The sequence below is a fragment of the Cupriavidus sp. genome (assembly GCF_057315035.1).
In genome coordinates this window covers 72,640-83,789 of sequence record NZ_DBHKYV010000010.1, presented here as the reverse complement: position 1 = coordinate 83,789, position 11,150 = coordinate 72,640, and the positions used below count along the sequence as shown (strand labels likewise).

The 11,150-nt window shown below is 63.0% G+C and carries 10 protein-coding genes and 1 pseudogene; 7 read left to right on the top strand and 4 right to left on the bottom strand.

Features of this window, described 5'->3' with window-relative positions:
• The coding region (locus ACO550_RS15165; protein ID WP_485994891.1) for a xanthine dehydrogenase family protein molybdopterin-binding subunit at positions 1 to 1,438 on the top strand (1,438 nt) is incomplete at its 5' end.
• A 75-nt stretch (positions 1,439 to 1,513) separates the two neighbouring features.
• Here ACO550_RS15165 and ACO550_RS15160 read toward each other — a convergent pair.
• Positions 1,514 to 2,254 (bottom strand): SDR family oxidoreductase, encoded by a 741-nt coding sequence (locus ACO550_RS15160; RefSeq protein WP_485994890.1) that lies wholly within the window; start codon positions 2,252 to 2,254, stop codon positions 1,514 to 1,516.
• Positions 2,255 to 2,366: 112 nt separating this feature from the next.
• On the opposite strand from ACO550_RS15160, the gene ACO550_RS15155 reads away from it, so the two are divergent.
• Positions 2,367 to 3,290 carry a LysR family transcriptional regulator gene (locus tag ACO550_RS15155; RefSeq protein WP_315592365.1) on the top strand — a complete coding sequence of 308 codons (924 nt, stop codon included), beginning with the start codon at positions 2,367 to 2,369 and terminating at the stop codon, positions 3,288 to 3,290.
• A 90-nt stretch (positions 3,291 to 3,380) separates the two neighbouring features.
• A complete protein-coding gene (locus ACO550_RS15150; RefSeq protein ID WP_315592364.1) occupies positions 3,381 to 4,022 on the top strand; it encodes a hypothetical protein in 642 nt (213 codons plus the stop codon).
• A 30-nt stretch (positions 4,023 to 4,052) separates the two neighbouring features.
• Here ACO550_RS15150 and ACO550_RS15145 read toward each other — a convergent pair whose 3' ends face one another.
• Entirely contained in the window at positions 4,053 to 5,003 is a 951-nt protein-coding gene (locus ACO550_RS15145) for a LysR family transcriptional regulator (RefSeq protein ID WP_315592363.1), read from the bottom strand.
• 90 nt (positions 5,004 to 5,093) lie between these two features.
• Here ACO550_RS15145 and dsdA point away from each other — a divergent pair, with 90 nt between their 5' ends.
• The 4 genes from dsdA (at position 5,094) to ACO550_RS15125 (ending at position 9,551) form a co-directional block, all read left to right on the top strand.
• On the top strand, positions 5,094 to 6,422 hold the full coding sequence (gene dsdA / locus ACO550_RS15140; RefSeq protein ID WP_315592465.1) for a D-serine ammonia-lyase: 1,329 nt from the start codon (positions 5,094 to 5,096) through the stop codon (positions 6,420 to 6,422).
• A 69-nt stretch (positions 6,423 to 6,491) separates the two neighbouring features.
• Entirely contained in the window at positions 6,492 to 7,472 is a 981-nt protein-coding gene (locus ACO550_RS15135) for a tripartite tricarboxylate transporter substrate binding protein (RefSeq protein WP_315592362.1), read from the top strand.
• Between the two features lie 123 nt (positions 7,473 to 7,595).
• Positions 7,596 to 8,594 carry a tripartite tricarboxylate transporter substrate binding protein gene (locus ACO550_RS15130; protein ID WP_315592361.1) on the top strand — a complete coding sequence of 333 codons (999 nt, stop codon included), beginning with the start codon at positions 7,596 to 7,598 and terminating at the stop codon, positions 8,592 to 8,594.
• Between the two features lie 78 nt (positions 8,595 to 8,672).
• On the top strand, positions 8,673 to 9,551 hold the full coding sequence (locus tag ACO550_RS15125; protein WP_315592360.1) for an alpha/beta fold hydrolase: 879 nt from the start codon (positions 8,673 to 8,675) through the stop codon (positions 9,549 to 9,551).
• A gap of 34 nt (positions 9,552 to 9,585) precedes the next feature.
• Here the strand turns inward: ACO550_RS15125 and ACO550_RS15120 are convergent, their stop codons facing one another.
• Both ACO550_RS15120 and ACO550_RS15115 read right to left on the bottom strand, forming a co-directional pair.
• Positions 9,586 to 10,086, bottom strand: coding sequence for a hypothetical protein (locus ACO550_RS15120; protein ID WP_315592359.1), 501 nt, complete (start codon positions 10,084 to 10,086; stop codon positions 9,586 to 9,588).
• 215 nt (positions 10,087 to 10,301) lie between these two features.
• A pseudogene (locus ACO550_RS15115) lies at positions 10,302 to 11,090 on the bottom strand (YoaK family protein); the annotation flags it as partial.
• Positions 11,091 to 11,150: the final 60 nt, after the last annotated feature.

Genomic DNA, 11,150 nt, shown 5'->3' with positions numbered 1-11,150 from the left:
TGCCGATACCGTGAAGGCCATGCCAGGCGTCAAGGCCGTGGTGCAGGCGCCCGACGCGGCCATTGTGGTTGCCACGAGCTACTGGCTGGCGAAGAAGGGCGCCGATGCGCTTGAGATCGACGTCGACCCCGGTGCTGCGAAGGACCTCGACAGCGACAACATCATGACAGCGCGCATGGCTGCGCTCGGTGCCGCGGAGGCGGTGGTGGCAACGAAACTCGGCGAACCCGATGCAGTGCTGGCGTCGGGAGGCAAGGTAGTCGAGGCTGACTACCATACGCCCTATATCGTCCATGCAACGATGGAGTCGGTGAATGCCACGGTTCATGTACGCGGGGACGCGATTGAAGTGTGGGGGCCGATCCAGGGGCAAGACTTCGTACGCAATGCACTGGCAAAGCTGTATGAGCGCAAGCCGGAATCGATCATTGTCCACACCACGTTCCTCGGCGGCAGCTTTGGGCGCAAGTTCCTGCCCGACTTCGTGGTCCACGCGGCGCGTGCTTCGGCCGCTGTCGGGAAGCCGGTCAAGGTGATTCGCTCGCGTGAGGACGATATCCGTCATGGCTTCTATCGTCCTGGGGTGTCGGGCCGCTTCCGTGCGGTACTCGATGACAAGGGCCTGCCAAAGGCCATGCATGCACGACTGACCGGGCAGTCGCTCTATGGCGTAATCAAGGCCGAGCGCATGGCGAAGAATGGCGGATGGGACGAAACAATGCTCGAAGCCCTCTACGATTGCGTCTATCGCGTGCCGAACCTGAAGGTCGACATGATCGACGTGAAGCAGCCGATTCCGGTCAGCTTCATGCGCAGCGTGGGCTCAACGTCGAGCATCTTCATGCTGGAGAGCTTTGTCAACGAGATGGCCGATGCCGCGCGCATGGACCCTTATCGTTACCGCCGCGCGCTATTGGCGCACAACCCGCTGGCACTGCGCACACTCGATGCGGCGGCCAAGGCCGCGAACTGGGACCGCAAGCCTGCGCCGGGTGTGACACGAGGTTTCACGTTCAATCTCTATACCGGCCGTGGCGAGGCGTTCCAGACCTACGTGGCCATGGCACTGGAACTCGAGCGTGCCGGCAAGGCGTTCAAGGTCAGGCGCGTGGTCTGCGCGGTGGAATGCGGGCGCGCAATCAATCCGAACCTGATCCGCGCCAATATCGAAGGTGGCATCGGCTTTGCGTTGACCAACACGTTGAAGAGCGAAGTCACGTTCAAGGGCGGCGTGGTCCAGCAGAGCAATTTCCACGACTATCCGCTGCTGCAACTGGCGGAGATGCCTCGGATCGAAACCGTCATCGTCGACAGCGATCGTCCGCCACAGGGCTGCGGGGAAGTCTCGCTGGGACCTGTGGCACCAGCCGTGGCGCACGCGCTGTACCAGGCAACCAAGGCGCACCGGCGCTCGATGCCGATGAAGCTGGAGGCCTGACAAACTCTGTGTGTATGCTCCCCTTTCCCGCGGCGCGGGAGAGAGGGGCCCACCAAGTGGTGCTCCGCCGCTTTACTACGCCGCGAAGCCGCCATCCACATTGAGACTGGCGCCCGTCACGAAGCTCGCTTCCGGGCCGGCAAGGTACGCCACCATGCTGGCGATCTCGTCGGGGTGCCCATGACGTGGCAGCGCCATCAGGCCATGCAGCGATTCCGCGAACTCCGAGTTTTCGGGATTCATGTCGGTGTTGACCGGACCCGGTTGCACGTTATTGACCGTGATGCCCCTGGGTCCAAGATCGCGCGCCATGCCTTGCACCAGGCCCTTCAAGGCGGACTTGCTCATGGCGTATGCGGCGCCGCCTGCAAACGGCATGCGATCGGCGTTGGTGCTGCCGATATTGATGATGCGACCGCCTTCGCCCATATGCGAGAGAGCGGCCTTGGCGGCTACGAACACGGCGCGTACGTTGACGGCCAGTGTCTTGTCGAAATCCTCGATCGGAAATGTATCGACCGGGCCCAGATGCAGTACGCCGGCGTTGTTCACCAGAATGTCGATCTTGCCAAAATGGATCGCGGCATCATTGATGGCCTGCGTCACGGCGGCGGCGTCCGCAGCATCGGCCTGATAGGCGCGCGCACGGCCACCGGCAGCCTGGATCGATTCGACCAGTTCATTCGCCACTGCGGCTGAACTCTGGTAGGTGAAGGCCACGGCAGCGCCATCGCGGGCCAGGCGGCGCACTACCGCAGCGCCGATGCCGCGTGATCCGCCGGTAACGAAAGCAATCTTGTTCGAGAGCGAGGTCATGATCTGTTCCTTGGGTTGTGAGGGGAAGTGACCTCAGTATGGTTCGTGAAATGCACTACCGGTAGTTGCTAATCAGGATCAACTTCTTCAACGATTGGTATAAGCTGTCCGGATGGAAGCGCTGAACCTGCTTGAATCGTTTATTCAGAGTGCCGAAACCGGCAGCTTTTCGGCTGCGGCGCGGCGGCTCGGGCTGACGCCGGCTGCCGTCAGCAAGAACGTGGCGCGGCTCGAGGCGCATCTTGGCCTGCGACTATTCCAGCGGAGTACGCGCAAACTTACGCTGACACTGGGCGGCGAGCAGTTCCATCGCCAGGTGTCCGATCCGTTCTCAACCTTGCGCGAGGCGTTTGCCAGTGCGGCACAGGAGGATGGCAAGCCGGCCGGGGTGCTGAAGGTCAGCATGGGCGTGGCGTTTGGCCGTGAATACCTGGTGCCCTTGCTGGGCGAATTCCTGGCGTTATATCCGGGCATTGTTCCCGACTGGCATTTCGAGAACCGTACCGTCGACCTGATCGCCGGTGGATTCGATGCGGCGATTGGCGGCGGTATCGAGCTGACCGAAGGCGTCGTGGCGCGCGAGCTAGCGCGTACTTACGTCGTAGCGACCGCCTCGCCTGCATACATGAAGGGGCGCACCTTGCCCAGGCACCCGGCTGACCTTGCGGACTTCGACGGTATCGTGCGCCGCTCCTCGTCAACTGGCCGGGTGCGGCTATGGAACCTGCGCAACCAGATCGGCGAGCAGGCGCTGGCCGAGCCTCGCACGCGGCTGATCTTCGACGATCCGGAAGCGATGGCCCATGCCGCGATGCAGAACTTGGGCGTGGCACTGCTGCCGATGCCGCACGCCGCACCGTGGTTGGAGAGCGGTGCGCTGGTAAGACTGTTACCGGGCTGGTGCGCCGACAATGGCCCGCTCGCGCTTTACTATCCGAACCGCAAGCTGCTGGCACCGAAGACCCGCGTGTTCATCGACTTTATTGTCGAGGCTTTTCAAGCCAGGGGTTTGGCGCGCAGATTCGATGGGCGGTGAAGCTGCGAGCGTTTCAGCGAATCAGCCATTTCCCAGGGACTTCCTCGGTTGTAAGCTCGACGTTCACTGTTGCCGCAGCGAGGTCCGCCAATGCAGTTCCCTCCGCGCTTCATCGAGGCCCCGCCTGGGCTGAATTTCCGGGCAGGATACGGACAGCACTACCGTCGATTCGATCAACGGCCGGGCCGCAATTTCGTGTCGCCGGGCTTATGCGTGTCACTGTCCATTGCCTGGCTCAGGAACGTGCTGACGGGGCATTCCATGGCGCTCTTCCCGATGCAGGCCCAGGGAGTTTCCTTGCTGGCGGCCCTGTATGGAAACTCAACCCGGGCACTTGTCGCTTGCAGGCCCCACGATGCCGCGCTTGCCGATCGATATGACAGGATCATGCTGCAATCCATGCCGCAGGAACGGATGCTTCCTGTCCTTGAACGCCTTAGTCTTTCCTTGTGCCTGCCAGGGTTCCTGGCCAATACGTCTGGCGTGATCGAACTGATCGGCAGATTCCGCGGCACGCACCTGGTACGTGGCTTTATGGTGATGACCTCGGTGCATACCATTGCGCTGGCGATGGACCGGACTCACGTCGCCATGTTCGACTGCAACAGCGGTATCACGATATGTTCATGGGAAGATGCGCTCGAAACCCTTGTCATCCGGCGACACCTGACCTGGCTCGCGCCCCAGTGCGACGGTGGCATGTTCAAGGGCTATCAGTTGAGGCGGCGCTGACCCTTTGTCAATAGCCCCTTATACACACGGTCAACGCAAGCCAAGCACGCGCCGGCGCTCCGCATCGAACGCTGTGCCTTCGGTGGCCAGCCACGCCTCTACTTCGGCGACTTGCGTGGTTTGCCCATGCGCGCACACGAAGTGATACGACGCTTCGCTGCGCGCGTGGATGCCCCACAGGTCGACTAGCCGGCCAGATTCGATGTCCTCCAATACCAGCGCGGACCTTCCCATCGCCACACCTTGCCCGGCCAATGCTGCATTGATGGCCAGTTGCGACAGGTTGAAACGCTGGCCATCCGACACATCCGGCAAGATCAGCCCAGCATGCCGCAGCCAGCATTGCCACTCCTCGAATTCGCCCGCGCCATCCCAGGGACTGACATCGTGCAGCAGCATGCTGGCGCGCAAGCCGTCGGGTGAACGCAATTCGGGGTGGGCCTCCAGATAGGCGGGGCTGGCCACCGGAATCAGCCACTCTTCAAGGAACATCCGTGCCTTCAGGTCCTGATAGCCGCCGGGGTCGAAGCGCACGGCTGCTTCGATGCCATCGCGCATCATGCGCGAGCGGTCCAGCGCGTGAAATTCACCGTACACGCGCAGGCCCACGTCCGGATGCTGGCGGAAGAATTGTCCAAGCCGTGGCGTGAGCCAGACCATTGCAAATGACGGCGAGCAAGAAAGCGCGATCGGATGCTTGTCGCGTGGTTTGCGCAACTGGGTCAGCGTGCTTTCGATAGCCTGGAACGATTCACGCAACACGAAGCGCAGCCGCTCGCCCTCGGGCGTCAACACCAGTGCGCGCGGCGTGCGCAGGAACAGCGGGCGCTCCAGCCATTGTTCCAGCTGCTTTACCTGCTGGCTGACCGCACCTTGGGTCACGCAGAGCTCGGCGGCGGCCTGGGTGAAGTTGCAATGTCTTGCCGCCGCCTCAAAAGAGCGCAGCCAGCCCAATAATGATGCAGAAAGCGTGTTTGCCATTAGTGAAACTAATACATTGATCAGTACAAATGGTTTGTCACGACCATGCAATGGGACAAGAATGAAGTCATCCCATTCCGTACTTCTCTCATGTCGATCGATATTTCCACGCTGCCACGCCAACTGGTCAGCGATATGCAGGCAGCCCAGCCCGTATTCTGGGGTAACCCGGAACGTAGCGACGAGGCTGTAACGCAGACCGTGGTGGACGGACGCACCATTAGTCTAGCTGATGTGAGTGCTGCCCAGGCGCGCTTTGAGCGTTTTGCGCCGTTGTTGGCGCGGCTGTTCCCGGAACTGCAAGCCAGTCACGGACGGATCGAGTCGGCGTTGCTGGGAGCCCCCGACATGCAGCGCGCGCTGGCGATGTCGGCGGAATGCGGGTCGTTGTGGATCAAGGCCGATCACAGCTTGCCCGTGGCCGGGTCGATCAAGGCACGCGGCGGCATCCACGAAGTGCTCGAATTCGCTGAGTCGCTCGCATTCGAGCATGGCCTGGCCACGACCGAGTCCGACTATGGCGTGCTGGCCGAAGCACCGGCGCTCGCCTTGTTCGGCCGCTATCAGGTGGCCGTCGGTTCCACAGGGAATCTCGGCTTGAGCATCGGGGTGATGGCATCGGCGCTGGGGTTTCGCGCGGCAGTGCATATGTCGGCAGATGCCAAGGAGTGGAAGAAGGCACGCCTGCGGTCGCGCGGCGTGGAGGTGGTCGAGCACACCGGCGACTACGCATCGGCGGTGGCGGCTGGCAGGCGTGAGGCCGATGCCGATCCCTACTGCTATTTCGTCGACGACGAACGGTCGTTGTCGCTGATGCTGGGGTATAGCGCAGCGGCACTGCATCTGCGCGACCAGCTCGATGCAGCCGGCATACGCGTGGATGCGGCGCATCCGCTGTTCGTCTACCTGCCATGCGGAGTAGGTGGTGCACCAGCGGGCATCGCATTCGGATTGCGTCAACTGTACGGGCCGCACGTGCATCCATTCTTTGCAGAGCCCACGCAATCGCCGTGTTTCCTGGTGGAAATGCTGGCGCCGGGCGCGTCGGTCTATGACGTCGGCCTGACCAATCGTACCGAGGCCGACGGCCTGGCGGTGCCGCAGGCGTCGGAACTGGCTGCTCAAGCGATGCGGCCAATCCTGGATGGTGTGTTCACCGTGGCCGATGACACGCTGTTTGCAGACTTGCACCGCGTCCGCGAAAGCGAAGGCCTGCGGATCGAGCCATCGGCGGCCGCCGGATTCAGCGGCCCGCGCATGTTGACCGGCACCGAGGCCGGGCGCGCCTGGCTACGGCAGCACGAACTGGACAACGTGTTGCCGCACGCCACCCATCTTGTGTGGACGACCGGCGGCCTGTTCGTGCCGCCAGAGGAATACGCACGCTTTGCCGAACGCGGCGCGGCGTTGGCCGGTTGATTGTCCATTTCCCAGGTTCTTTCTGATTTAGCCAGAACTCTTTCGATTGCATCGTTGCGGAGCCTCACCATGAAACGTTCGTTTTCCAAGCTTGCCCACGCCGTGGTGGCGGGCAGTCTTGTTGCCGGCGCATCGCTGGCCTTTGCCGACACCTATCCTTCCAAGCCGATCCAGCTCGTGATTCCGTTCCCGCCCGGCGGCGCAACCGACGTGATCGGCCGACTGGTTGGCAAGAAACTTGGCGACAAACTGGGCCAGCCCGTGGTGATCGATAACCGTCCGGGTGCCGGCACCATCGTCGGCGCGGGCTTCGTGTCCAAGGCAGCCCCCGACGGCTATACGCTGCTGGCCAGTTCGGGCACCACGTTCACGGTGAATCCGGCCATCCACGCCAAGCTGCCCTATGACCCGGTCAAGAGCTTCGAGCCCATCGGGTTTGCGGGCCGCACGGGCCTGATCCTGCTGGCCAACAAGGATGTGCCGGTCAACAACCTCAAGCAACTGGTGGCCGCCGCCAAGGCGCAGCCGAGCAAGTACACCTACGGATCGTTCGGCACTGGCACCACCGCGCAGTTCGCGGGCGAGATGCTGTTCAATCTGGCCGGCGTGAAGCTGCTGCATGTGCCATACAAGGGCAGTTCGCCGGCCATGACCGACCTGATCGGCGGGCAGATTCCGTTCACCGTCGATACGGTCGCCGCCGCGATTCCGCAGGTGAAATCGGGCAAGGTCAAGGCCATCGCTGTCACTACCGCCAAGCGGTCCACGCTGCTGCCCGACGTACCGACCGCCGCGGAATCCGGTTATCCCGGTATCGATGCCGATACCTGGCTGGCGGTGGTAGCGCCGCGCGGCCTGCCTGCCGATGTGAAGCAGAAGCTCGAGCGTGCAATGGGTGAGGTCATGGCCGATCCCGATACGCGCAAGCAATTGCAGAATGCAGGTTTCGAGCCGCTCGAAGGCAACGGCGCCGCGGTTTCGGCGCTGATCAACAAGGAATTGCCGGTGATGCGAGCCACGGCACAGCGTGCAAACATCACGGCCGACTGAGCGAAGTCATGCCTGCTGCATAGATAGCCACGGGCAGCGCAATTCCATCGGGTGGAATTGCGCTGCTGCGCCAACCTCGCCATCGGCCTAAGCTCCTGTCATACGAAATACAGACAGGAGACAATGTTGGCAACCCTTGCTATCCGCGCGGCTCGCCGTTTGCTGGCCCTTGCTCTGCTCGCCGCGAGCGCGGGCTTCGCGCCAGCCACGGCACTGGCCGCCTTTCCCGACAAGCCCATCCGTATCGTCGTGCCGTTCTCGCCCGGTGGCGGTACCGACCTGATCGCCCGTGCGATGGGTGTGGCCATGGCGCAGGACCTGGGACAACCCGTGGTGATCGACAACAAGCCCGGTGGCGGCACGATCATCGGCACTGACAACGTGGCCAAGAGCGCGCCCGATGGCTACACGCTGGTAATGGCCACGTTTGCCCATGCCGTCAACCCGAGCCTGCAACCGAAGTTACCCTACGATACCGACAAGGCTTTCACGCCGGTGATGCTCGTGGGCCGTTCGCCCAATGTACTCGTGGTGCGGGCCGATAGCCCCTACAAGTCCGTGCAGGATGTGATCGCCGCAGCCAAGGCCAAGCCTGGCCGCGTTTCATTTGCATCGCAAGGACCCGGTACCTCGGCGCATCTGGCTGGTGAACTGTTCAAAAGCCTGGCCAAGGTGGACCTCAACCATATCCCGTACAAAGGTGCCGGTCCTGCCATTACCGATCTGCTCGGCGGCCAGGTTGACCTGATGTTCGCCACGGCATCGGCCGTTGGCAATCTGCTCGAATCCGGCAAGTTGCGTGCGCTGGGCGTGACCACCGCACAGCGCTCGACCAGCGCCGATCTGGCCCGTGTTCCCACCATTGCGGAAAGCGGTGTGCCCGGCTACGTGGCCGAGAGTTGGTACGGGTTGTTTGCGCCAGCTGGCACGCCCGCCCCGGTGGTGGCACGCCTCAATGCCGCCGCGAAGAAAGCCGTGACCGCGGAGGCGTTTCGCAAGCGTGCTGAAGTGGAAGGGTTGACGGTCAGCCCGGGCACCCCCGAGGAGTTCGGTCGCTACGTGCACGGCGAGGAACAGCGTTGGAGCAAGGTGGTCAAGGACGCCCGCATCACACTGAACTGAAGGCGATCGAATCGACGACCTGGCGGATGCACCGGTCAATGGTATCGTGGCGTTCAACAGACGGAGGGAGACTGCAAGATGGTGGGGGAAGCAACTGCCGATGCGGGCGCCATTGAGACGCCAAACGTTCGTGAGGCTGCGGCGTTTGTCGATCGGCTGGCCGGGCAAGCGCACATCCATATGACGGAAGCGGCTGGCTGCCGCATCGTGTGGCGCCGTTTCGGGTCTGGCCCGCATGTACTGCTGGTGCATGGTGGTCATGGTAGCTGGCTGCACTGGGCGCGCAATATCGAGGCACTGGCCGCGCGTCATACCGTATGGGTGCCAGATCTGCCGGGCTTTGGTGCGTCCGGGGACCCGGCCGAGAACCAGATGGCGTCGCTGATCGATACGGTGGCAGCGGGGTTCGCGCAGTTGCAAGTGAAGGGCAGTATCGATCTGGTCGGATTTTCTTTCGGCGGCTTGACCGCCTCGTATCTGGCCAGTGTGCTGCCCAACGTGGGACGGCTGGCGCTGCTGGGACCGGGTGGCCACGGTGGCGCGCGGCGGCAAACCATCGAACTGGTCGACTGGCGCCGTGCTGTCGATGCGGGTGCACTGGCCGATGCGATGCGCCACAACGTCGAGGCCTTCATGATCGCGGATGCATCCCGGGTCGACGGGCTGGCGTTGCTGGCCTATACCGAATCGTGCCGGCACACGCGCTTTCGCAGCAAGCAGATCTCGCGTGCGGGCGGCCTGGCCGATGCGCTGGACCGCTTCGGTGGCCCGATCCTGATCGCGTACGGCGAGCACGACGTTACGGCCAATCCCGCTGCCGTGCTTGCAGCACTGGTCGAAGCGCACCCCGACCGCCAGGGTGCGATCGTGGATGGAGCGGGACATTGGGTCCAGTACGAAGCGCATGCGGCCATCAATGCGCTTCTGCTCGATTGGTTCTCGCGCGACGCGCGTTGAGAAAGTAAGCCGGGCCCTGCAGGTCGAGGCGGCGCTACGCCGCCGGTGCGCTCCATCGCCGTACTTCGATCTGCTCCACTGCCACCGCGCAGCGCGGCCCCAGGCGCAAATCACCAAGCGATATCAATTGCAAGCCACCCGTCGAAGCGGGCAAGAGCTCTCCATCCTGCTCCACGATCAGCATCGCACCCTGACCGATCGGTGAGTTGTAGAGCTCATGCCATGTAAACAGGCAGACATAGCCATCCGCCGCACGCACGGCGATAACCAGTTGCTTGCATTGGGAGCGGGGCAAGGCCTTCATGCCGGCCATGTCGAGCACATCGGTCAACAGCACGCCGCGCTGCTGGCTGACATCGCGGATATGGCGCCCGGTATAGCACGCGATGGCTGCCGGACCCACGGTGGCGCGGGCCATGTCGAGCAATGCAGCGCGATCAAAGCGGCGCGCGTGCGGCAAGTCGCCGTGGATCTCGATGCTGTCGGAATAATTGGCAGTATCAATCTTGGCGGGGGCAGCCAGGGCGGTTTGCATCGAGATTCCTTCGGGCAGTTCCATGGGGTTGGCCGATGTGTTTCCGGGCGGCTTCTGTCGTGGTCTATCGTTATATACACGATTACATAACGGCAGGCCAGTAGCCATATGCGGATGGACATGACCGGTATACGGCACGTTGCCGAGTGGCTACATATCGATCCAGGTCAGTCCCGAGGTCGTGTCGGCTTTGAGATAAGCGATCGGCGTGCGCCCCAACGCCGGGCGCGCCTGACCAGATGGTGCCGGTTCGCGCGCAGCAGCACGCGGGTTAGCACGTCGTCGGCCACCGGCATGATCGCTACCACCAGCAGGAGGGCGGCCAGCGGCAGCGTGGCCGAATAGCCGATGGCGCTGAACGCCTGTGCGCCGGCCAGTCCGCCCAGGAAGAACAGGCCCACGAGTACCGCCAGCAGGCGCAGCTTCTGCCGGTCGGCGACGACTGGCCGGGCGCCGGTACGCGCCGGCGCATTCCAGTAGCAGAGCTTGCCGAGTTCAATGCCGATGTCCGTCACCATGCCGGTCAGGTGAGTGGTGCGGATCTCGGCATTGGACAGCTTGGTAATCAACGCATTCTGCAGGCCCATCATGAAGCACAGCAGCATGACGGTAGCGGGCACGAACAACCATTCCATGTCGTCCAGATGCGTTCCAAGCAGGCCAAAGCCCAGCAATAGCGTCGCCTCGAACAGCAGTGGGATCGCATACTCGCTGCGCAGCCGTGCGCGGCGTGCCCAATGGATCAGTATTGCGGAACAGGCCGCACCGCCGACAAACGATGCCAGCGCGCCCAACCCGCTCAGCACCATGTCAAAGCGCTGCAGTATCAGTTCGTCCGCCACGGACGAGACTATGCCGGACATGTGCGAGGTGTATTGCTGCACGGCCAGGAAGCCGCCGGCATTGGCGGCGCCGGCCACGAAACAGAGTACGCGCGCCAGCCGCCGGTTGGCGATCGGGTTGCGGCGATGAGCGGTCAGACTGCGCAGGTACCCGAGCGGCATGGTGGAAAGCGTGGGGGCGAACGATAGCGCCCATCATACGACTGCCAACCGCGCTTGCAC

Excerpts from the sequence above, each read along its gene's own strand:
- ACO550_RS15155 (WP_315592365.1), top strand. The coding sequence starts at position 2,367 with ATGGAAGCGCTGAACCTGCTTGAATCGTTTATTCAGAGTGCCGAAACC.
- ACO550_RS15120 (WP_315592359.1), bottom strand. The coding sequence starts at position 10,086 with ATGCAAACCGCCCTGGCTGCCCCCGCCAAGATTGATACTGCCAATTAT.
- ACO550_RS15145 (WP_315592363.1), bottom strand. The coding sequence starts at position 5,003 with ATGGCAAACACGCTTTCTGCATCATTATTGGGCTGGCTGCGCTCTTTT.
- ACO550_RS15125 (WP_315592360.1), top strand. The coding sequence starts at position 8,673 with ATGGTGGGGGAAGCAACTGCCGATGCGGGCGCCATTGAGACGCCAAAC.
- ACO550_RS15150 (WP_315592364.1), top strand. The coding sequence starts at position 3,381 with ATGCAGTTCCCTCCGCGCTTCATCGAGGCCCCGCCTGGGCTGAATTTC.
- ACO550_RS15135 (WP_315592362.1), top strand. The coding sequence starts at position 6,492 with ATGAAACGTTCGTTTTCCAAGCTTGCCCACGCCGTGGTGGCGGGCAGT.
- ACO550_RS15160 (WP_485994890.1), bottom strand. The coding sequence starts at position 2,254 with ATGACCTCGCTCTCGAACAAGATTGCTTTCGTTACCGGCGGATCACGC.
- ACO550_RS15130 (WP_315592361.1), top strand. The coding sequence starts at position 7,596 with ATGTTGGCAACCCTTGCTATCCGCGCGGCTCGCCGTTTGCTGGCCCTT.
- dsdA (WP_315592465.1), top strand. The coding sequence starts at position 5,094 with ATGTCGATCGATATTTCCACGCTGCCACGCCAACTGGTCAGCGATATG.